This window comes from Agrobacterium sp. ST15.16.024, from assembly GCF_027956545.1.
In the GTDB taxonomy this organism is placed as follows: Bacteria; Pseudomonadota; Alphaproteobacteria; order Rhizobiales; family Rhizobiaceae; genus Agrobacterium; species Agrobacterium cucumeris.
The window spans coordinates 426,062-446,532 of record NZ_JAQKGO010000003.1 but is presented as its reverse complement, the minus strand read 5'-3'; the positions used below and the strand labels follow the sequence as shown (position 1 = coordinate 446,532).

The following is a 20,471-nucleotide window of genomic DNA, read 5'->3' as shown; positions in this document are numbered from 1 at the left end:
GCTGCCGCGGACTTCTCCCCGGCGGGGAGAAGAAACAAGTGGCCGCCGCTCGTCCGGAATTGGCTGCTCCGCGGGATGTCAGCAGCAGCCTAACGCATCACGCGAGGAAATTCACCCCTGATGCAGAACATGCGCCGCCTTGACGGCCGCCGACGCGCGGTTTTCGACGCCGAGCTTCACATAGATCTGTTCCAGATGTTTGTTCACCGTTCTCGCGGAAAGGCCGAGAATATCGCCGATATCGCGGTTGGATTTGCCCTTCGCGATCCACAGCAGCACTTCCGATTCCCGCGCGGTGAGGGAGAAATGCTCGCGCAGCAGGTGGTCGTCGGATTTCTCGCTGGCGGCGGTGAGGCGGAAGAGGAATTCATCCGGCCCCATGGCGCCGAGGAAAGACAGTTGCAGGGCAGGGCGTCCGGCCTCGGTGATCGTCAGCGGCACGTCGCGACCGGTTTCCACTGCCGCGCGTTCTGCGAGCCAGCGGCCGATATGGATGACGACGGTTTCCATTCCGTCGTCACGGCCGGTGGCGGCGTTGACGAGCCGGGTTGCCTGCGGTGTGGACCAGTGGATGGCGCCGCTGGCGCGCACGGCAAGCAGGTGGCGGCCGGCGGCATCGAGCGCCACGCGGGCGCTCTGGGCCGAGCGGGCATTGGAAAGATGCACGCGGATGCGGGCGCGCAACTCGTCAATATTGATCGGCTTGGTCAGATAATCGACACCGCCGGATTCAAGCGCCCGCACCACATGTTCGGTCTCGGTCAGCCCGGTCATGAAGATGACAGGCACCTGCGCCACCGCCGCATTGGCCTTCAGGCGGCGGCAAGTCTCGAAACCGTCCATGGTAGGCATGACGGCATCGAGCAGGATGATATCGGGCGTGATGCGTTCGGCAATGTTGAGCGCGGCCTGTCCCGAGGTGGCGATCAGCGCCGAAAAGCCGGACTGTTCCAGCGCATCGGTGAGGAAGCCGAGCGCTTCCGGGCTGTCATCCACCAGCAGGACAATGTCTCTTGGAGCCGCTGTTGCCTGAGCGCTCATGGGTTGCCATCTCCCGTGTCTTTATCCGCAAACCGTTTGAGAAAATGCGCGTAACCGGCCAGATCGAAGGCCTGCACATAGGTGCCAAGCTCCTGCGTGAAGGGCAGGTTTTCCGTGTTGCGGGCGAGATCGGCGAGTTTCGCCTCAATGCCGCGTATGTAGCCGATTTCGCCGAGCTGCTGCAAATCCCTGATATGGATAGCGCCCGGATGGATGATCCGTGCAACCGGCTGCGGAGCGGGTTCCGGGGGCATGTCCGTATCGTAAATCCATTTCAGGCCGAGATGCACGGCAAGCCTGTCGCAAAGGTGGCGGATATCGACCGGCTTGGCGATGGCGTCGTTGTGATTGTCTTCGCCCGCGCCTGCCACGGTGCCATCGCCGATATTGGCTGACAACATGATAAGCGGGGCGGTCTGGCCGGCCTCGCGCAGCTTCGTCACAAGCTGCCAGCCGCTCATGCCGGGCATGGAAATATCGATGAGGAAAAGATCGGGCTTCACGCCTTCGATGAGCGTCAGGCATTCCGGCCCGCTCTGGGCGGTCAGCACCACAAAATCGAGCGGTGAAAGCACCTGCCGCATCAGTTCGCGATGATCCTCATTGTCGTCAACCACGACGATGGTGCGGCGCGGGCCGGAATAGGAGCGGATGGTCTTTTCCGGCGCAGGCGCCGTGCTTGGCCGGTGCACGGCTGACAGCATCAGGCGGACGCGGAAGGTGGAGCCCTCATCCTTTTCGCTCGACACGGAAATCTCGCCGCCGAGTGTGTTGGTCAGGAGCCGTGTGATGGTGAGGCCAAGGCCGAGCCCCGGCATTGGCCGCACGCTCTCTGCCTCGCCGCGCTGGAAGGGCTCGTAGATGCGGGCGAGGTCCTTCTGTGCGATGCCACGGCCGGTATCTGAAATGGTGAAGCTTGCCACCTGGCTGCGATAACCGACATCGAAGGTGACGGCGCCCTCATCGGTGAATTTGATGGCGTTGGAGATGAGGTTGACGAGGATCTGGCGCAGCCGCTTTTCATCGGTGCGGACATATTGCGGCAGGGCCCGCGACCGGTCATGGCGGAATTCCAGCCCCTTGGCCTGCGCCTGCGGGCGGAACATGTCGACGATCTGGTCGAGGAAATCCTGGATATTGATCTCGTTGGAATAGACTTGCAGGCGGCCGGCCTCGATCTTGGAAATATCGAGAAGCCCGTCGATCAGGCCCGACAGGTGATCGGCCGAGCGGCGGATGACCTTGATCGCCGATTGCCGGGGCGGAGGGATGGTGTCGTCGCGTTCGAGAATCTGGGCATAACCCAGAACGGCGTTGAGCGGCGTGCGCAATTCGTGGCTGAGGCCGACGACATAACGGCTCTTGGCGCGGTTGGCGGCCTCAGCGGTTTCCTTGGCGTCCTGAAGGGCGGCATCGGTCTTCTTGTGGGCGGCGATTTCCTTCAGCAGCAGCGTGTTCTGGCGGGAAGATTCCTCTTCCGCCACCACCCGGCTGTCATGGGCAAGCACGAGGAACCAGCAGACGATGCCGGCAATGACGGCGAAGACGAAAAACACGATGAGGATGGTGCGGTTCACCACATCGGCCGTTGCCGGCGAGGCGGTGCCGACCTGATGGGCGATCATCGCCAATATGCCGCCGATGGCGGTGACGGCAATCGCCGCCGCCATGCCGTAACGCCCGAGCCGGGTGGCGAGCTTTGCTACCAGTTGTGCGGGCAGGAAGGATTTCGCGACGGTGGCGACCTGATAATTCAGTTTGGCCTTCGGCTTGCACATGTCGTGGCAGCGGCTGTCCAGCGAGCAGCAGAGCGAACAGATCGGCGCGGCATAGGCCGGACACCACGCCATATCCTCCGGCTCGAACGGGTGTTCGCAGATGGAGCAGGTGATGCTGCTTTCTTCCCGCCATTTCTGGCGCGGCTTGCGGGCGAGATAAAATTTGCCCTTCGTGCCCCAGGCGATGAGTGGCGAGGCGATGAAGGCGACGATCAGCGTCAGATAGGGCGCGAGCGATGCGGCAAGTGGGCCGAAGGCGCCGAAATGCGCCATCAGCGCAATGGTGGCTGAAAGCGCCATGGAGCCGACGCCGACGGGATTGATATCGTAAAGATGGGCGCGCTTGAATTCGATGCCGGGCGGGGCAAGGCCAAGCGGCTTGTTGATGAAGAGATCGGCTGAAATGGTGCAGAGCCACGCCATGGCGATGATGGAGAAGATGCCGAGCGTTTCTTCCAGCAGCCGGTAGATGCCGAGTTCCATCAGAAGCAGCGCGATCGCCACATTGAAGACCAGCCAGACGACGCGGCCGGGGTGGCTGTGGGTAAGCCGCGAGAAGAAGTTCGACCAGGCGAGCGAACCCGCATAGGCATTCATCACATTGATCTTCAACTGCGAGACGACCACGAAGGCGACCATGAGCAGCATGGCCGCTGTCTCGTTGGGGATCATGTAACCGAAGGCGGTGAGATACATCTGCGCCGGATCGGCGGCGCGGTCCACCGAGACGCCGGAGCTGAAGGTCAAGACCACGAGGAAGGAGCCGGCCAGCAGCTTCGGTACGCCGACGACCACCCAGCCGGCGCCGGCCAGAAAGACGGCGATGCGGTGGCGCAGGCGGCTCTGGCCTTCCGCCGGCAGGAAGCGCAGGAAATCCACCTGTTCGCCGATCTGCGACATCAGCGCCAGAATGACGGCCGAGGCCGCGCCGAATTCCACCAGATTGAAATCCGCCACCGTCCCTGATGGCCCCGAGGCGTGGTGGATGCCGGCAAAGGCCCGCCAGAGATCGTATTTTTCCCAGTCCATCAGGGCGATGAAAACGAAGGGCAGGATGTTGAGGACGATCCAGAAGGGCTGGGTGATGATCTGGAAACGGCTGATGAGTCTCACGCCATGGGTGACGAGCGGAATGACCATGACGGCCGAGATGATGTAGCCGATCCACAAGGGAATGCCGAGTGCCAGTTCCAGCGCGCCGGACATGATCGACGCTTCGATGGCGAAGAGCATGAAGGTGAAGGCGGCGTAGATGAGCGAGGTGATGGTGGAGCCGATATAACCGAAGCTCGCGCCGCGCGTCAGAAGATCGATATCGACGCCATGGCGGATGGCATAACGGCTGATCGGCAGGCCGACGGCCAGCATGGCGATGGCGGCGGCGAGGATGGCGTAAAAGGCGTTGGTGGTGCCGTAGGAGAGCGTGATCGCCCCGCCGATGGCTTCCAGCGCCAGAAAGGAAATCGCGCCGATGGCGGTGTGGGAAATGCGGTTGGAGGAAAATTGCCGGGCGCTCTTGGCGGTGAAGCGCAGCGCATAATCTTCCAGCGTCTGGTTGGCGACCCAGCGGTTATATTCGCGCCTGACGGGGATGATGCGTTGCCGTGCGGCCATGCCTATCGAGCGCCTTTCCGCAAATGCCCTCTCACAGCCGCACCGACATGCCGCCATCCACCGTCAGCACATGGCCGTTGACGAAGGAGGCCGCGTCGCTGGCCAGAAACAGGGCCGCACCGGCAATCTCATCCGGCCGGCCCCAGCGCTCCAGCGGCACGCGCAGCTTGGCGAAGGCCACCATCTCAGGGTTTTCGGAGAGTGCGGCATTGGTTTCGGTGGCGAACATGCCGGGTGCGATGGCGTTGCTGGTGATGCCGCGCGCGCCATATTCCACGGCGATCGCCCGCATCAGCCCGGTCAGCCCCTGTTTGGCGACGGGATAGATGGCATCGCCCGGCCGGACGATATGGCCGAGAATGGAGGTGATGGTGATGATGCGGCCGTAACCATTGGTGTTCATGGCCTCTGCCGCATCGCGTGACAGCGAGATGGAGGAGGTGAGATCGGTGCGGATCAACTCCAGCACGTCTTCGTCGGTAAATTCGGCAAGCGGGCGGCGGTCACGCGCGCCGACATTGTTGACGAGGATATCGAGATGGCCGAACTTCTCCATGATGCGGCGGACAAGGGCGCTGCCGGCGGCCGTATCGGCGATATCGAAGGCGGCATAATCGGCCTTGCCACCGACCTTGCGCAGCGTGTCGACCGCCTGTTCCAGCGTTTCGGCATTGCGGCCGGTCAGCCACACATGGGCGCCCGCTTCGGCAAAGGCGCTGGCAATTTCAAAACCGAGGCCGCGGCCGCTGCCGGTGATGATGGCGGTGCGGTTTTCGAGAGAGAATTTCTGGAGAATGCCCATCGCTCACCTTCTTGCTTGACGTGCCGAAACTTCTTGGAGTTCGCGAAGGAAGAATATGCCGCGTGGGGCAGAGGGCGAAAGGTCGCCCGTCCGGCCCGGCCGTTCGGTGGACAGAAAAATGGCGTCGCCCGGTTGCGGGCGACGCCATGTCTTGGCTTATCAGGCAGCGGCCGACTTTGCGAGCGGCACTTCTGCGATCGTCTTCAGAACGACGGAAGCGATCTGGTAGGGGCAGCCTTGCGAGTTCGGGCGACGGTCTTCGAGGTAACCACGGTAACCGTTGTTGACGAAGGAATGCGGAACGCGGATCGAGGCGCCACGGTCTGCCACGCCATAGGAGAACTTGTTCCACGGAGCGGTTTCGTGCTTGCCGGTCAGGCGCAGATGGTTGTCCGGGCCGTAAACGTCGATGTGCTCCTGCCAGTTCTTCGCGAAAGCAGCCATGAGGGCTTCGAAATAGTCCTTGCCGCCAACTTCACGCATGAACTTGGTGGAGAAGTTGCAGTGCATGCCCGAGCCGTTCCAGTCGGTATCGCCGAGCGGCTTGCAATGGAATTCGACGTCGATGCCGTACTGTTCGCACAGACGCAGCAGCAGGTAACGGGCGATCCAGATCTGGTCGGCGGCGCGCTTGGAGCCCTTGCCGAAAATCTGGAATTCCCACTGGCCCTTGGCCACTTCGGCGTTGATGCCTTCGTGGTTGATGCCGGCTTCGAGGCAAAGATCGAGGTGCTCTTCAACGATTTCGCGGGCAACCGAACCGACGTTCTTGAAGCCGACGCCGGTGTAATACGGGCCCTGCGGAGCCGGGTAACCCTGTTCCGGGAAGCCGAGCGGGCGGCCGTCCTGGTAGAAGAAATATTCCTGTTCGAAACCGAACCATGCATCCTCGTCCTCGACGATGGTGGCGCGGCTGTTCGAGGCATGCGGGGTGACGCCATCGGGCATCATGACTTCGCACATGACGAGCGCACCGTTGGTGCGGGCCGGGTCGGGGTAGATCGCGACGGGCTTCAGTACGCAATCCGACGAATGGCCTTCAGCCTGCTGGGTGGAGGAGCCATCAAAACCCCAAAGCGGCAGCTGCTCGAGTGTCGGGAATTCGTCGAATTCCTTGACCTGTGTCTTGCCGCGCAGGTTGGCGACCGGCTTGTATCCATCCAGCCAGATGTACTCGAGTTTGAACTTAGTCATTACGAACCTCTCATAGGTAAAAATGCGAAGCCTTGAGGCTTCCGTGGCTTTCGCCGCCGGAAGCGCATTCGCGTTCAAGGGCTGACCCCTTAGATGCATGCCGCGTGCCAGATTGGCGATGTTTCGCAAATTCTTCGAAAAATCTTTCAGAGGCTCTGGAACGCAAAGGCTGCGATATTGCGCGAAGCCGGTCCTGTTGCACTGCGGAAGGCAAATTTAACCCTCATGTTTCATCATTGAATCCTGATAGATAGCCGGCGTCCCGGCATGAAATGCCCTGTTGCGGTGCAATGATTTCAATTGCGCGCGACGGATCGGCATTTGCCCCAAAAACCGGCGCTCTCGGAATGGTTTTTCTTGCTGATCGGCCGTTTAATGCCTATATTTTTCGCAACGTGATTTTTTTTTAATCAAACGGAGCGAATCCGGTCTTTGCGGGTTTGCTTCATAACCAAAGTGCTTCGATGCAAACAGAGTGAGATGGTCGAAATGGCAACTGGCTTTCATCGCGAGACGGCAACGATCTATCAATTCCCGGTCGGCGGGCGCGCGGGGCTTTCCAAGTTCCACAATAGCGCGCTGAGCGAGCTTGAGCGTCAGGCACGCGAGCCGCATGTGGATTTCGGCTCCTGGTATCATGATGACGCGATCCGTGACGAAGAGCGGGACGGCAAGCCGCATTCCTGAAGTGTCGCACCTCTGATGTGAAACGGTGCCGCGCATTTCTTCTCCCCGAGGGGGAGAAGGTGGCCCGAAGGGTCGGCTGGGGCTAGCTCTCCGTATATCTCGACGCTCGCCCCCTCATCCCGCTGCCGCGGACTTCTCCCCGGCGGGGAGAAGAAACAAGCGGGAAACTATCGTTCCTTTTTTTGAGCTTGGGCGGCTTGCCCGTATGCCTCCACTTTCGATCAATCACTCGGCGTCATCCTCGGGCTTGACCCGAGGATCCACCCTTTCGAGCAGCCATGGATCCTCGCCTCAAGGGCGAGGATGACGGCAAATGAATTGCGGCACCGCGTCGAGCGCTGGCACTGCATTCACCTACCCCAAAACCTCCCCCTGCGCCTTTCGCCACCCCGCCTACGTCAATTGACGTATACGGTTTCGCATCCGCGAGATCGATAGTCCCTCCCAGCAGCGGCCGCTGATGCCGCTGAGCCTCCACAGGAGGCCAACAAGGAGAGGGGTTCTTCCGATGACATTCCGCAAGACGCTTAGTGCCGCGCTGCTTGGCGCGATCCTGTCCACCACCGCCTTCCATGGCGCCTTTGCCGCCGATGATACGATCAAGGTCGGCGTGCTGCATTCGCTGTCCGGCACCATGGCGATTTCAGAAACGACGCTGAAGGACGCCATGCTGATGCTCATCGATGAGCAGAACAAGAAGGGCGGCGTGCTCGGCAAGAAACTCGAAGCCGTGGTGGTCGATCCGGCCTCCGACTGGCCGCTATTTGCCGAAAAGGCCCGCCAGCTGATTTCGCAGGACAAGGTCGCCGCCGTTTTCGGCTGCTGGACGTCTTCCTCGCGCAAGTCGGTTCTGCCTGTTTTCGAGGAACTGAACTCGATCCTGTTCTACCCCGTTCAGTACGAGGGTGAGGAATCCTCGCGCAACATCTTCTATACGGGTGCTGCCCCGAACCAGCAGGCCATTCCGGCCGTCGATTATCTCGCCAGCACCGAAGGTGTGGAGCGCTGGGTTCTGGCCGGCACGGACTATGTCTATCCGCAGACCACCAACAAGATCCTGAAGGCCTACCTGATGTCGAAGGGCGTCAAGGAAGAGGACATCATGATCAACTACACGCCGTTCGGTCATTCCGACTGGCAGACGATCGTGTCCGACATCAAGAAATTCGGCTCGGCCGGCAAGAAGACCGCCGTGGTTTCCACCATCAATGGTGACGCCAACGTGCCTTTCTACAAGGAACTGGCAAACCAGGGCGTCAAGGCCGAGGATATTCCGGTCGTCGCCTTCTCGGTCGGTGAAGAAGAGCTGGCCGGTCTCGATACCGCCCCGCTGGTCGGCCACCTTGCCGCCTGGAACTACTTCCAGTCCGTCGATACTGAGGTCAATGCCGAGTTCATCAAGACCTGGCACGCCTTTACCAAGAACGACAAGCGCGTGACCAACGACCCGATGGAAGCCGCCTATATCGGTTTCAACGCCTGGGTAAAGGCCGTCGAATCCGCCGGAACGACGGAGACGGACAAGGTTCTCGACTCGATCATCGGCGTTTCCGTGCCGAACCTTTCGGGCGGTTACTCCACTGTCATGCCGAACCACCACATCACCAAGCCGGTGCTGATCGGCGAAATCCAGGCCGATGGCCAGTTCGAGATCGTGCAGCAGACACCGCAGGTGGTGGGGGATGAATGGTCGGATTATCTGCCGGATTCGAAGGATCTGATTTCGGATTGGCGGAAGCCGATGTCTTGCGGGAACTTTAATGTGGCCAGTGGGAAGTGCGGCGGCAAGGGTAGCTGATTAGCCACGGGGGATGGTGCCGCTCCCCTTGCTGGGGGCGGTGCTTCAATAGTTGAAAACTGAACAAGCGTGCCCCCCTCTGCCCTGCCGGGCATCTCCCCCACAGGTGGGGAGATCGACTCGTGGCGAGGCCCCGCATTTCTCTTCGGTCGAGATAGAGCGATGCGAGCGCACCTTGCCGATCTCCCTCCTTGTGGGGGAGATGCCCGGCAGGGCAGAGGGGGGTGAGCGGCACCCACAGACGTCGCTTTTACTGGAAACGCCCTAAGGACCCCGACATGACGATCCGATCTTTTCTCGGAGCCATCTTCCTCTGGCTCACCCTGGGGATCGCAGCCCAATCCCTCGCGCAAAGCGATCCGAAGGCGCTGATCGACCAGCTCGGCACGGCTGATTTCAAACAGGCCGAAACGCTGATTGGCCAGATTGCCGCCACGGGCGACGCGCGTGTCGTGCCGGCGCTCGAGGCTTTCGCGGCGGGCGATCTTTACGTGCGCAAGGCCGACAATCTGGTGTTCATGACGAAACCTGAAGGCTCCAGCTTCACGCTTATCGACCCACTGACCGGCGAAAGCGCCGGTGAAGCACCGAAGGCGGCCGTTTCCAAGATCAGGGTCAATAACAATCTGCGCCGGGTCATCCGCGCCGCGATGGGCGGCTTGACGCTGCTCAGCCCGGAACGCTCCGTGCGGCTTTCCGCGGCAGACGCGGTTCTGAAAGCGCCGAGTGCTGAAAATCTCGAATTGCTGGAAGCGGCCATATCAAAGGAAACGGACAAAGAGGTGCGAACCCGGATGGAGGAAGCGCGGGCTGTCTCGCTGCTCTCCTCGGACCGTCCGCTCGACCAGAAGAAAGACGCGATTGCCACCATCAAGAGCCTTGGCGGGCGGGATGCCATCGGCATCCTCATGGCGGCGTCCGCGTCCGTCGATCCGAGCCTGAAACCCGACATAGACGAGGCGATTTCCAGCATCGAAAGTGCGCTTGCCTTCTGGGATTACGTCCAGAATGTCTGGTACGGCCTGTCGCTCGGTTCCGTGCTGCTGCTGGCCGCCATCGGCCTTGCCATCACCTTCGGCGTGATGGGCATCATCAACATGGCGCATGGCGAGATGGTGATGATCGGTGCTTACTCCACTTTCATGGTGCAGGAGGTGATCCGCAGCCATTTCCCCGGCCTGTTCGACTGGTCGCTGGCGATTGCGCTGCCGGTCGCCTTTCTGGTGACGGGTTTTGTCGGCCTGGTGATGGAGCGCGGCGTCATCCGTTTCCTCTATGGTCGGCCGCTGGAAACGCTGCTCGCCACCTGGGGCATCTCGCTCATTCTGCAACAGGGCGTGCGCTCCATTTTCGGCCCCACCAATCGGGAAGTCGGCAGCCCAAGCTGGATGTCCGGCTCCTTCAGCGTCGGGTATCTCAATTTCACCTGGAACCGGGTGTGGATCGTCTGTTTCTCGCTCTCGGTGTTCTTCGCGTTGCTGGTGCTGCTGAAACGCTCCGCCTTTGGCCTGCAGATGCGCGCCGTGACGCAGAACCGCCGCATGGCCTCTTCCATGGGCATCCGCACCCCTTGGGTGGATGCCTTCACTTTCGCGCTTGGTTCGGGTGTTGCCGGGCTTGCGGGCGTGGCGCTGTCGCAGATCGACAATGTCTCTCCCAATCTCGGCCAGAGCTACATCATCGACAGTTTCATGGTCGTGGTGTTCGGTGGCGTCGGCAATCTCTGGGGAACCTTGGTCGGGGCGCTGTCGCTCGGCGTGCTCAACAAGTTCCTCGAGCCGACGGTGGGCGCCGTGCTCGGCAAGATCCTCGTGCTCGTTCTCATCATCCTGTTCATCCAGAAGCGGCCGCGCGGTCTCTTCGCACTCAAGGGAAGGGCGATCGAAGCATGATTACCGGCTTCCTCCTGCGCGCGCTCGATCGCCGCATCTCTATCGCCATCGGCATCATCCTTGCCATCGCCGTGCTGGTGCCGGCCTCCAACCTGCTGTTGCCTGAGGGCAGCGCGTTCCGCATCCCGACCTATATCATGTCGATGCTCGGCAAATATCTGGCCTATGCGCTCTTGGCGCTGGCGCTTGATCTGGTCTGGGGTTATTGCGGCATTCTCTCGCTTGGCCACGCCGCCTTCTTCGCGCTCGGCGGTTATGCCATGGGCATGTATCTGATGCGGCAGATCGGCACGCGCGGGGTTTATGGCCATCCGGTGCTGCCTGACTTCATGGTGTTCCTCAACTGGAAGGAACTACCGTGGTTCTGGCAGGGTTTCGACATGTTCTGGTTTGCGGCGCTGATGGTGCTTGTCGTGCCGGGGCTGCTGGCCTTCGTGTTCGGCTGGTTCGCCTTCCGCTCGCGCGTCAACGGCGTTTATCTCTCCATCATCACCCAGGCCATGACCTATGCCCTGCTGCTCGCCTTCTTCCGCAACGACATGGGTTTCGGCGGCAATAATGGCCTCACCGACTTCAAGGATATTCTCGGCTTTTCCGTGCAGGCGGATGGCACACGCGCCGTGCTGTTTGCCGTAACCGCCGTGATGCTGGCGATCTCGCTGCTGATCGCGTCAGGCATCGTGAATTCCAAATTCGGCATGGTGCTGGTGGGCGTGCGGGATGCCGAAAGCCGGGTGCGCTTCCTCGGTTTCCGGGTGGAAAACATCAAGCTTTTCACCTTTGTCGTGTCGGCCATGATGGCGGGCATTGCCGGCGCGCTGTTCGTGCCGCAGGTGGGGATCATCAATCCCGGCGAATTTTCGCCCGCCAACTCCATCGAAGTGGTGGTGTGGACGGCGGTGGGTGGGCGCGGCACGCTGATCGGGCCGATCCTCGGCGCTGTTCTCGTTAATGGCGGCAAGAGCTATTTCACCGGCGCATTCCCGGAATTCTGGCTGTTCGCGCTGGGTGGTCTCTTCATCGCGGTGACGCTGTTTTTCCCAAAGGGCATTGTCGGCACCCTGCAGCATTATCTCGCAGGGCGTCGTGAAAAGCGCGTTGCGCGGGCGGTGAGCGTTGGTGACCGGCCGGGCAATGACAGCGCGGTTGCGCAACAGGCGGCGGAGTAAGCCCATGAACACGGTTTCCGAAAACAGAACCAAAAGCCTGCTTTATCTCGACGGCGTCTCCGTCTCTTTCGATGGCTTCCGGGCGCTGAATTCCCTCTCCTTCGTGGTGGAACCGGGCGAACTGCGCGCCATCATCGGCCCGAATGGCGCAGGCAAGACGACGATGATGGACATCATCACCGGCAAGACGCGGCCGGACAGCGGCACGGTGCTGTTCGAAGACAGCATCGACCTCACCAAAAAGGACGAGGCGGATATTGCCCAGCTCGGCATCGGCCGAAAATTCCAGAAGCCGACGGTGTTCGAAAGCCATACCGTCTGGGATAATCTGGAACTGGCGCTGAACCGCAAGCGCGGCGTGTTCGACACGCTGTTCTACCGGCTGACGCAAGAGGACAAGGCCCGCATCGAGGAAATCCTCGCCACCGTGCGCCTCGGCCATCGCCGCGGCGATCTCGCCGCCAATCTCTCGCACGGGCAGAAACAATGGCTGGAGATCGGCATGCTGCTCGCGCAGGAGCCGAAGCTGCTGCTGGTGGACGAGCCGGTGGCGGGCATGACGGATGCGGAAACGGCCGAAACTGCGGTGCTGTTGAAAGAAATCGCCAAGACTCGTTCGGTTGTGGTGGTGGAACACGACATGGGTTTCATCCGCGAGCTGGGCGTGAAGGTGACGTGTCTTGCCGAAGGCTCGGTGCTGGCGGAAGGGTCGATCGATTTTGTGTCCAGCGATCCGAAGGTGATCGAGAATTACCTGGGTCGATAGAAAGAGTTGGCCTCTACTTGTGCCTGTAATAATAACCGGATTTAAGTTGAAAAATTTAAAATCTGGAGTTGATCTAATGGCGTTGATTGGAATTCTGGTTATGGCAATCGGTGCTGCAGCAGTCTGGTATTGGCGGTTGAAGATGGTGCGTGAGGCAGGTAGCGAGATCATCGATACCGTCGAGAAAATGCGAGGCGCCTATAAGCGCAGATCGTTTCGCAAGAAGGCCGAAGTTGCTCCGATAGCCTCCATTCGCGATCCCGCCATTGCTGCGGTGGCATTCTTCATGTGCCTTGCGAACGAAAAGCCGATGTATCTCGACATGGCCAAAAATGTCGTTCGCGACAGGATGAAAGGCATCCTCCCGCCGGCTGACATGGAGGAAGTGATCGTCTTTGGGGAGTGGGCGTCCAGAAATGTTGTCAATCCCGAAGACCCTATCCGCAGGTTTCGCGATTTGTGGGCAAATGCGCTCGATTTCGATGAGAGACGCCAACTGATCGATATCGCCGAAGAAGTAAGCCGGGTGGGGGGTGACAAGACCTCCGGGCAGGACCTTGCCCTGCAGGCCTTGCGACGAACACTATTGAATTAGAACAGGTGGCACCATGCTGACAGTCGAAAACATCAACCTCCACTACGGCGCAGCCCAAGCGCTCCGCGGCGTTTCGCTTAATGCGGAGATGGGCAAGATCACCTGCGTTCTCGGCCGCAACGGTGTGGGCAAAAGCTCGCTTTTGCGCGCCGTCACGGGCCAGCAGGCCACCAGTGCCGGGACGATCAGTTTCAGCGGCGCGGCGCTGGATGGGCTGGCGCCTTACCAGCGGGCAAAGCGTGGTGTCGGTTATGTGCCGCAGGGGCGTGAAATCTTTCCGCTACTCAGCGTTCAGGAAAATCTGGAAAGCGGTTATGCGCCGCTGCCGCGCAGGGAACGGTTCATCCCGGATGATATTTTCAGCCTGTTTCCGGTGCTGCAATCCATGCTGTCACGGCGCGGCGGCGATCTCTCCGGCGGCCAGCAGCAGCAGCTCGCCATCGGCCGGGCGCTGGTAACGCGGCCGAAAATCCTCGTTCTCGATGAGCCGACCGAGGGCATTCAGCCGTCGATCATCAAGGATATCGGCCGGGCGATCAAATATCTGCGCGATTCCACCGGCATGGCGATCCTGCTGGTCGAGCAATATCTGGATTTCTGCCGCGAGCTTGCGGATTACGTCTACATCATGGATCGCGGCGAAATCGTGCATGAGGGGCTGGCCGAAACGCTGGATACCCCGGAAGCGCGGCGTCATCTGACAGTATAAATGGAGACTAAAAATACCGCACGCCGATCACGGCGTGCAAACGGCCGATTAATATTTTGAAAGCCTATGCGCCTGAGCATAGCTTTTATGCGCAATTTTAGCATTTCGTTGAATAAAAGCCTGTGTTATTGGCAGCGCAAATGCTGCATGCGAGACACAGGAAAAGTCTATTCGCACGCCGCGACAGTTGATCCCTTACATTCCATGCACCTCCGACGTATCGTCGGAGACATAGTGCCAATAAAGGCGTGTCAATGACTCCAGACTTTGCAATTGGCCGGGCTGCCCGGTTTTTCCGCTCCGCCCGCACCGTCATTCTGGGCATTGCGATATGCGCAAGCGCTGGTGCCGCAGCGTCGGCATCGACCTGCGGTCAGCTTCCCGGACCCGGCATGGAGCCTGGTCGGCATGATTTCTCCATTATCTCTAACGGACAGAAACGCGACGGCGTCTATTTTGTTCCCTCTGCCTATGACGGAAAAAAGCCGGTGCCGGTGGTATTCGATTTCCATGGCTCCAACAGCAATCCGCACGGTCAGCTGAACCGCAGCGGCTGGGACAAGCTGGCCGAGCGTGATGGTCTGATGGTTGTGGCGCTGGCCGGCAGTCTGAACGGCGAATTGCCCGGCACCCATGCCTGGAACGTGCCGGGCGTTACCACGCGTCCCGGCGGGCTGGATGAGGTGGGTTTCATTCGCAATGCGATTGACATGGTCAAGGGCAAATTCTGCGTGGATGAAGACCGCTTTTATGGTTCCGGTTATTCCGGCGGCGGGCGCATGCTGTCGCAATTCATCTGCAATGGCAGCGCGGATTTCACCGCCGCCGGTTTCGTCGCCTCGCTGCGCGCGGGTTATCCGCTGGAGACCGAAGGCAAATGGGGACCGGATGCGGCAAGCTGCCAGCCGGCACGGCCAATGTCGATCATCGCCTTTGCCGGGCTGAAGGACCCTGCCAATCCCTATCAGGGCGGCGGCAAATCCTACTGGCAATATGGCGGCGAGACGGCGCTGAAGCGCTGGGCCGAAATGGATGGCTGCAAGGGCGCTGCCAAAAGCAAGGTGGGCGAGAGCTTCACCGTTAATTCCTACGATGTCTGCAAGGCTGGTGCGCGCATCCAGTCCTATGTCATCGAAAACTGGGACCATGCCTGGCCGCGCGCCACCATGAAGGCCGAAGTGCTGGCCGCGAGCGCCGTCGTTACCCGCAAACCCGGCGGCGAACAGACGCCGAAGGCCGAACCCGCCGTCGAGCGCAAGATGCCCACAGGCGAAGTGACGCGCACGGTTGATGCGGCTGAAAGAATGTGGGACTTCTTCCGCAACACGGAAGGGCAGCTGGTGGTGGACGCCGTTGTCAAGAAGGATTGTGGCGCAAAGGCCGCGTCCGCTTCCGCAAGTACATCGGAGACCGCGTGCAGCAGCAACAGCAAGCCATCGGCCCTTCCGGTTGTGAAGACGCTCAACAACCTGTCCGGCAGCAGCGCGCCCGTGGTAGAGGACGCATTGTAACCAAGGCGGTTGAAGGGCGCAGCCGGCTGGACGAGCTGTTTCAGGAAGGCTGCGCCAAAATCCGACTGCCGGATACGTTTTCAAACGAAGCCGAGGCCATTCTCATCAACTCCTCCGGTGGGCTGACCGGCGGAGACCAAATAGAATGGCAGGCCACCGCCGGTGCCGGCACCTCGCTGGTGGTGACAACGCAGGCCTGCGAGAAGGTCTACAAGGCATCATCAGGCACAGCCACCGTCACCGCCCGCGTTTCGGTCGGGCCGGGTGCGAAATTGCACTGGCTGCCGCAGGAAACCATTCTCTTCGACCGGGCTTCCCTGACCCGAAGGCTGGAAGCCGATCTCGACCAATCTTCCGAATTCATCGCCGTCGAAGCCGTGTTGCTGGGCCGTCAGGCCATGGGCGAGATGATGACGCATGGCCTTTTTCGTGACCGCTGGCGCATTCGCCATGGCGGCAAGCTGGTGCATGCCGAAGAGCTTCTGCTTGAGGGCGAGGTGGCGGAGCTGACCGCGAAGACGGCGGTTCTGGCCGGTCAGGTGGCCTTCGCCACGCTTCTCTATATCGGGCCCCTCTCCGAGGCGCTTCTGCCTAAAATCCGGGCTATTGCCGGGGAAAGCGGCGGTGCCAGCGAATGGCAGGGCAAGCTTGTCGTGCGTGTCTCCGCGGCAGACGGTTTCTCCCTCAGAAAATTGCTTTTTCCGATCATTTCGCTCTTGCGAAACGGCGCGCCAGTGCCGAAAGTCTGGAATCTGTAACCTCCGGATCGCCCGCGACAGGCGACCGTCCGGGGTCTGTCAAACAAGTCGGACCTGTTCTTCGAAACCCTCAGTGGTTTGTGGTGCAGGTGCGAAAGCTGCGGGACGACGATGAACCTTAGCCCAAGAGAAAAAGACAAGCTTTTGATTTCCATGGCCGCCATGGTGGCGCGCCGCCGGCTGGAGCGTGGCGTGAAGCTCAACTATCCCGAAGCGATTGCGCTGATTAGCGATTTCGTCGTTGAGGGCGCCCGTGACGGCCGTGCCGTTGCAGACCTGATGGAAGCCGGCGCGCATGTGATTTCCCGCGATCAGGTGATGGAAGGCATCGCCGAGATGATCCATGATGTGCAGGTGGAAGCGACGTTTCCCGATGGCACCAAGCTGGTGACCGTTCACGAACCGATCCGATAGAGGAGGGTGGCATGGCGCTGGAACTGAGGCCCAATTGCGAATGCTGCGACCGCGATCTCGCGCCCGACAGCCGCGACGCGATGATCTGCTCGTTCGAATGCACCTTCTGCGCCGATTGCGTGACCGGCGTGCTTGATGGCGCCTGCCCGAATTGCGGCGGCGAGCTGGTTCGCAGGCCGGTCCGCCCGGCGGCGAAACTCGTCAACAATCCCGCGTCGACACGGCGCGTCCTGAAGGCCGAAGGCTGCGCGGCCGCGACCGCCGCCTGAAACAGATAAGGGAGAGCACCATGAAGCCAGGCGAAATCATTGCCGCAGAGGGCACCATCGAGCTCAATGCCGGCCAGCCGACGGTGACGATCGAGGTGGCCAATTCGGGCGACCGGCCGGTGCAGGTGGGCAGCCATTACCATTTTTTCGAGACCAATGCCGGGCTCATCTTCGAGCGTGACAAGGCGCGTGGCATGCGTCTCGATATTCCCGCGGGCACGGCGGTTCGTTTCGAACCGGGCCAGAAGCGGGAAGTGACGCTGGTGCCGCTTTCCGGCAAGCGTGAGGTTTATGGTTTTCGTCAACAGGTCATGGGGAGGTTATGAAATGGCCAGTGCGCATTATCATGGAAGCTGCCAGTGCGGCGACATCAGCTTCGAGGTCGATGCCGATCTCGATCACACCATTGTCTGCAATTGCTCGCGCTGCAAGCGTCTGGGCTCGACGCTGGCCTTTGCGCCGCGTGAGAAATTCACCCTGCTTTCCGGCGAGGACAAGCTGAGCGAATATCTCTTCAACAAACACCATATTCATCATCTTTTCTGCTCCACCTGCGGCATTGAGAGCTTTGCTTATGCCGATGGGCCGGATGGAACGCCAATGGTGGCGGTGAACGCCAATTGTCTCGATGGCGTCGATCCCCGGGCATTGAAGCCGCAGGCTTTTGACGGCGCGGCGGCCTGAAGATGAGGATGAACCGAAAAAGCCTTTTCGTCGCAGCCGTGCTGCTTACGGCAACAGCCGGCTTGTCGATGCCGGCGGTTGCGCAGACCGAGCCGGATTGCAAGGCGCCGGAAACGCAGGCGGACATGACCATCTGCGCCGGCAAGGATTATGAAAAGGCCGACAAGCAGCTCAACGCCGAATATCAGAAGCTGCGCAAGCTGCTCACCGAGCGCGACAAGACGGCGGATGCAGACGGCAAGGGTGCGACTGACGCTCTGGTGACTGCACAGCGCGCCTGGGTGGCGTTTCGTGATGCCAATTGCGCGCTTGCCGGCTTTCAGGCGCGGGGCGGCTCGATGGAACCGATGCTGATTTCGTCCTGCCTTGCCGACATGAGCGGCAAGCGCGCGGAAGAGCTACGCCAGCTTGCCGAGGGTTTCTGAACGGCATGGGGCGGCGCATCACGATTGTCGGAAACGGGGAACTGCCGCCGGGTGCGGCTGATGTCATCGACCGTTCCGACATCGTCATCCGCTTTAATGACTGCCGGTCGCTGGGGCCTGGCGGCACGCGCACCGATGTGGTGGCCGTTTGCAACACCGGGCGGCCGGGCCATGAGATGACGGAAGGCACCGACTGGCGCGAGAGTGACGGCGTGCGGCAGGCCACCGCCATCTGGTCGGTGCGTGATCCCGCGAAGTTTGCCGAAATGGAGCCGGATATCCGTGCGCGCTGGCCGGAACTGACCGATTTCTGCGCCGACTATACTCCCGGTTTTGCGGCCATCGCCCGCGAGACCGGCAAGAGCCATATCGTCATTCCCCGCGGCGTCCATGAGAGGCTGGATGCGGCGCTCGAAGCCTATAAGCCCGCACCCTATGTCTGCCCCAGCACCGGCCTTTTCACCATCGCCCATGTTCTCGAGAGTGTGAGCCGTGATGGTGACGAGGTGGCGATTGCCGGTTTCGGCCATCAGGGCTGGAGCGGTCACCCATTTGCCGCCGAACAACAGCTGGTCGAAGCCCTGGCGGGCAAGGGCCGGCTCAAACGAATTTCTCCCACATCGATTTTCTCCGCATCCCAAGGAGCCTGAGCCTATGCCTTACAAGATTTCCCGCGCCGCCTATGCCGGCATGTTCGGCCCGACGGTTGGTGACAAGGTGCGTCTTGCCGATACCGAACTCTTCATCGAGATCGAAAAGGACCACACCACCTATGGCGAGGAAGTGAAATTCGGCGGCGGCAAGGTTATTCGCGACGGCATGGGCCAGAGCCAGGCGACACGGGCCGAAGGGGCTGTCGATACCGTCATTACCAATGTCGTGATCGTCGACCATACAGGCATCTACAAGGCGGATGTGGGCCTGAAGAACGGCCGTATCCACGCCATCGGCAAAGCCGGCAACCCGGACACGCAGCCGGGCGTTACGATCATCGTCGGTCCCTCGACGGAGGCGATTGCCGGCGAGGGCAGGATCCTGACGGCCGGCGGCATGGACGCGCATATCCATTACATCTGCCCGCAGCAGATCGAGGAAGCGCTGATGAGCGGTGTGACCTGCATGCTGGGCGGCGGCTCCGGCCCGGCGCATGGCACGCTTGCCACCACCTGCACTGGCGCATGGCATATCGAGCGGATGATCGAGAGCTTCGATGCTTTTCCGATGAATCTGGCACTGGCCGGCAAGGGCAATGCGTCGCTTCCCGCGCCGCTGGAGGAGATGATCCTTGCCGGCGCGTCTTCGCTGAAGCTGCATGAGGACTGGGGCACGACACCCGCCGCCATCGACAATTGCCTGACGGTCGCCGACGAATATGACGTGCAGGTGATGATCCACACCGATACGCTGAACGAGAGCGGCTTCGTGGAAGACACGGTCGCCGCCATCAGGGGCCGCACCATCCACGCCTTCCACACCGAAGGAGCGGGCGGCGGGCACGCGCCTGATATCATCAAGGTCTGTGGAAATCCCAACGTCATCCCGTCTTCCACCAACCCGACGCGGCCCTATACCGTCAATACGCTGGCCGAACATCTGGATATGCTGATGGTGTGCCACCACCTGTCGCCGTCCATTCCGGAAGACATTGCCTTTGCCGAAAGCCGCATCCGCAAGGAAACCATTGCGGCGGAGGATATTCTTCATGATATCGGTGCGTTTTCGATCATCTCGTCGGATAGTCAGGCCATGGGCCGTGTCGGCGAGGTGGCGATCCGCACCTGGCAGACCGCCGACAAGATGAAACGCCAGCGCGGCCGCCTGAAGGAAGAGGTGGGCGAAAACGACAATTTCCGGGTGCGCCGTTACATCGCCAAATACACGATCAACCCGGCGATCGCACAGGGCGTCAGCCATGAGATCGGCTCGGTCGAAGTCGGCAAGCGTGCCGATCTTGTCCTGTGGAACCCGGCCTTTTTCGGCGTGAAGCCGGAGATGGTGCTGCTCGGCGGTTCGATTGCCGCTGCCCCGATGGGCGATCCGAATGCCTCCATCCCCACACCGCAGCCGATGCATTACCGGCCGATGTTTGCCGCCTATGGCAAGTTGCGCACCAATTCCTCGGTCACTTTCGTATCGCAGGCGTCGCTGGATGCCGGTCTTGCCCAGCGCCTCGGCGTCGCCAAGAAGCTTTTGGCGGTGAAGAACGTGCGTGGCGGCATTTCCAAGGCGTCGATGATCCACAATTCACTTACGCCGCATATCGAGGTTGATCCCGAGACTTATGAAGTGCGGGCGGATGGTGAATTGCTGACCTGCGAACCCGCCACCGTGCTGCCGATGGCGCAGCGTTATTTCCTGTTTTAAC

General features: G+C 60.8%; 20 protein-coding genes. 16 read left to right on the top strand and 4 right to left on the bottom strand.

Going from position 1 to position 20,471, the window contains the following annotated elements:
• Positions 1-111 precede the first annotated feature (111 nt).
• The 4 genes from PL640_RS14065 to PL640_RS14050 form a co-directional block, all read right to left on the bottom strand.
• Positions 112-1,041, bottom strand: coding sequence for a response regulator (locus PL640_RS14065; protein WP_271362333.1), 930 nt, complete (start codon positions 1,039-1,041; stop codon positions 112-114).
• Positions 1,038-4,433 (bottom strand): hybrid sensor histidine kinase/response regulator, encoded by a 3,396-nt coding sequence (locus tag PL640_RS14060; protein WP_271362332.1) that lies wholly within the window; start codon positions 4,431-4,433, stop codon positions 1,038-1,040. Before PL640_RS14060 ends, PL640_RS14065 begins: the two co-directional genes overlap by 4 nt.
• 31 nt (positions 4,434-4,464) lie before the next feature.
• Positions 4,465-5,235 carry an SDR family oxidoreductase gene (locus PL640_RS14055; RefSeq protein WP_271362331.1) on the bottom strand — a complete coding sequence of 257 codons (771 nt, stop codon included), beginning with the start codon at positions 5,233-5,235 and terminating at the stop codon, positions 4,465-4,467.
• A 159-nt stretch (positions 5,236-5,394) separates the two neighbouring features.
• Positions 5,395-6,429: a glutamine synthetase beta-grasp domain-containing protein gene (locus PL640_RS14050; protein ID WP_142840517.1), complete on the bottom strand. Its 1,035-nt coding sequence runs from the start codon at positions 6,427-6,429 to the stop codon at positions 5,395-5,397.
• A gap of 480 nt (positions 6,430-6,909) precedes the next feature.
• Between PL640_RS14050 and PL640_RS14045 the strand changes: the two genes are divergently transcribed.
• The 16 genes from PL640_RS14045 (at position 6,910) to ureC (ending at position 20,470) form a co-directional block, all read left to right on the top strand.
• Positions 6,910-7,116 carry a DUF2735 domain-containing protein gene (locus PL640_RS14045; protein WP_161991263.1) on the top strand — a complete coding sequence of 69 codons (207 nt, stop codon included), beginning with the start codon at positions 6,910-6,912 and terminating at the stop codon, positions 7,114-7,116.
• 508 nt (positions 7,117-7,624) lie between these two features.
• Positions 7,625-8,914 (top strand): urea ABC transporter substrate-binding protein, encoded by a 1,290-nt coding sequence (gene urtA / locus PL640_RS14040; RefSeq protein ID WP_142840515.1) that lies wholly within the window; start codon positions 7,625-7,627, stop codon positions 8,912-8,914.
• 278 nt (positions 8,915-9,192) lie between these two features.
• Complete coding sequence (urtB, locus tag PL640_RS14035; protein ID WP_271362330.1) at positions 9,193-10,806, top strand: urea ABC transporter permease subunit UrtB; 1,614 nt, start codon at positions 9,193-9,195, stop codon at positions 10,804-10,806.
• On the top strand, positions 10,803-11,975 hold the full coding sequence (gene urtC, locus PL640_RS14030; RefSeq protein WP_271362329.1) for an urea ABC transporter permease subunit UrtC: 1,173 nt from the start codon (positions 10,803-10,805) through the stop codon (positions 11,973-11,975). Before urtB ends, urtC begins: the two co-directional genes overlap by 4 nt.
• Positions 11,976-11,979: 4 nt before the next feature.
• Positions 11,980-12,741 (top strand): urea ABC transporter ATP-binding protein UrtD, encoded by a 762-nt coding sequence (gene urtD / locus PL640_RS14025; protein WP_271362328.1) that lies wholly within the window; start codon positions 11,980-11,982, stop codon positions 12,739-12,741.
• A 76-nt stretch (positions 12,742-12,817) separates the two neighbouring features.
• A complete protein-coding gene (locus tag PL640_RS14020; RefSeq protein WP_271362327.1) occupies positions 12,818-13,336 on the top strand; it encodes a hypothetical protein in 519 nt (172 codons plus the stop codon).
• Between the two features lie 13 nt (positions 13,337-13,349).
• On the top strand, positions 13,350-14,045 hold the full coding sequence (urtE, locus tag PL640_RS14015) for an urea ABC transporter ATP-binding subunit UrtE (protein ID WP_271362326.1): 696 nt from the start codon (positions 13,350-13,352) through the stop codon (positions 14,043-14,045).
• A gap of 254 nt (positions 14,046-14,299) precedes the next feature.
• Positions 14,300-15,556, top strand: a complete 1,257-nt coding sequence (locus PL640_RS14010; protein WP_271362325.1) for an alpha/beta hydrolase family esterase — start codon at positions 14,300-14,302, stop codon at positions 15,554-15,556.
• Complete coding sequence (locus PL640_RS14005; RefSeq protein ID WP_271362324.1) at positions 15,460-16,314, top strand: urease accessory protein UreD; 855 nt, start codon at positions 15,460-15,462, stop codon at positions 16,312-16,314. The genes PL640_RS14010 and PL640_RS14005 overlap by 97 nt, the downstream gene beginning before the upstream one ends.
• 111 nt (positions 16,315-16,425) lie before the next feature.
• Positions 16,426-16,728: an urease subunit gamma gene (locus tag PL640_RS14000; protein ID WP_006315002.1), complete on the top strand. Its 303-nt coding sequence runs from the start codon at positions 16,426-16,428 to the stop codon at positions 16,726-16,728.
• Positions 16,729-16,739: 11 nt separating this feature from the next.
• Positions 16,740-16,997 (top strand): DUF1272 domain-containing protein, encoded by a 258-nt coding sequence (locus PL640_RS13995; protein WP_262515886.1) that lies wholly within the window; start codon positions 16,740-16,742, stop codon positions 16,995-16,997.
• A 20-nt stretch (positions 16,998-17,017) separates the two neighbouring features.
• On the top strand, positions 17,018-17,323 hold the full coding sequence (locus PL640_RS13990) for an urease subunit beta (RefSeq protein ID WP_046797816.1): 306 nt from the start codon (positions 17,018-17,020) through the stop codon (positions 17,321-17,323).
• Position 17,324: 1 nt separating this feature from the next.
• Complete coding sequence (locus PL640_RS13985) at positions 17,325-17,681, top strand: GFA family protein (protein ID WP_271362323.1); 357 nt, start codon at positions 17,325-17,327, stop codon at positions 17,679-17,681.
• 8 nt (positions 17,682-17,689) lie between these two features.
• Positions 17,690-18,106: a lysozyme inhibitor LprI family protein gene (locus tag PL640_RS13980; RefSeq protein ID WP_405049193.1), complete on the top strand. Its 417-nt coding sequence runs from the start codon at positions 17,690-17,692 to the stop codon at positions 18,104-18,106.
• A 5-nt stretch (positions 18,107-18,111) separates the two neighbouring features.
• Positions 18,112-18,756, top strand: coding sequence for a Urease operon accessory protein (locus tag PL640_RS13975; RefSeq protein ID WP_271362321.1), 645 nt, complete (start codon positions 18,112-18,114; stop codon positions 18,754-18,756).
• 4 nt (positions 18,757-18,760) lie between these two features.
• Positions 18,761-20,470, top strand: coding sequence for an urease subunit alpha (gene ureC, locus PL640_RS13970; RefSeq protein ID WP_269701855.1), 1,710 nt, complete (start codon positions 18,761-18,763; stop codon positions 20,468-20,470).
• Position 20,471: the final 1 nt, after the last annotated feature.

Bases quoted from the DNA above. Each gene is read 5' to 3' on its own strand.
- urtD (WP_271362328.1), top strand. From the start codon at position 11,980: ATGAACACGGTTTCCGAAAACAGAACCAAAAGCCTGCTTTATCTCGAC.
- PL640_RS14010 (WP_271362325.1), top strand. From the start codon at position 14,300: ATGACTCCAGACTTTGCAATTGGCCGGGCTGCCCGGTTTTTCCGCTCC.
- PL640_RS14065 (WP_271362333.1), bottom strand. From the start codon at position 1,041: ATGAGCGCTCAGGCAACAGCGGCTCCAAGAGACATTGTCCTGCTGGTG.
- urtA (WP_142840515.1), top strand. From the start codon at position 7,625: ATGACATTCCGCAAGACGCTTAGTGCCGCGCTGCTTGGCGCGATCCTG.
- PL640_RS14050 (WP_142840517.1), bottom strand. From the start codon at position 6,429: ATGACTAAGTTCAAACTCGAGTACATCTGGCTGGATGGATACAAGCCG.
- PL640_RS14045 (WP_161991263.1), top strand. From the start codon at position 6,910: ATGGTCGAAATGGCAACTGGCTTTCATCGCGAGACGGCAACGATCTAT.
- urtC (WP_271362329.1), top strand. From the start codon at position 10,803: ATGATTACCGGCTTCCTCCTGCGCGCGCTCGATCGCCGCATCTCTATC.
- urtB (WP_271362330.1), top strand. From the start codon at position 9,193: ATGACGATCCGATCTTTTCTCGGAGCCATCTTCCTCTGGCTCACCCTG.
- PL640_RS13980 (WP_405049193.1), top strand. From the start codon at position 17,690: ATGAACCGAAAAAGCCTTTTCGTCGCAGCCGTGCTGCTTACGGCAACA.
- PL640_RS14020 (WP_271362327.1), top strand. From the start codon at position 12,818: ATGGCGTTGATTGGAATTCTGGTTATGGCAATCGGTGCTGCAGCAGTC.
- PL640_RS13975 (WP_271362321.1), top strand. From the start codon at position 18,112: ATGGGGCGGCGCATCACGATTGTCGGAAACGGGGAACTGCCGCCGGGT.
- PL640_RS14055 (WP_271362331.1), bottom strand. From the start codon at position 5,235: ATGGGCATTCTCCAGAAATTCTCTCTCGAAAACCGCACCGCCATCATC.
- urtE (WP_271362326.1), top strand. From the start codon at position 13,350: ATGCTGACAGTCGAAAACATCAACCTCCACTACGGCGCAGCCCAAGCG.
- PL640_RS14000 (WP_006315002.1), top strand. From the start codon at position 16,426: ATGAACCTTAGCCCAAGAGAAAAAGACAAGCTTTTGATTTCCATGGCC.
- PL640_RS13985 (WP_271362323.1), top strand. From the start codon at position 17,325: ATGGCCAGTGCGCATTATCATGGAAGCTGCCAGTGCGGCGACATCAGC.
- PL640_RS13990 (WP_046797816.1), top strand. From the start codon at position 17,018: ATGAAGCCAGGCGAAATCATTGCCGCAGAGGGCACCATCGAGCTCAAT.
- ureC (WP_269701855.1), top strand. From the start codon at position 18,761: ATGCCTTACAAGATTTCCCGCGCCGCCTATGCCGGCATGTTCGGCCCG.
- PL640_RS14060 (WP_271362332.1), bottom strand. From the start codon at position 4,433: ATGGCCGCACGGCAACGCATCATCCCCGTCAGGCGCGAATATAACCGC.
- PL640_RS13995 (WP_262515886.1), top strand. From the start codon at position 16,740: ATGGCGCTGGAACTGAGGCCCAATTGCGAATGCTGCGACCGCGATCTC.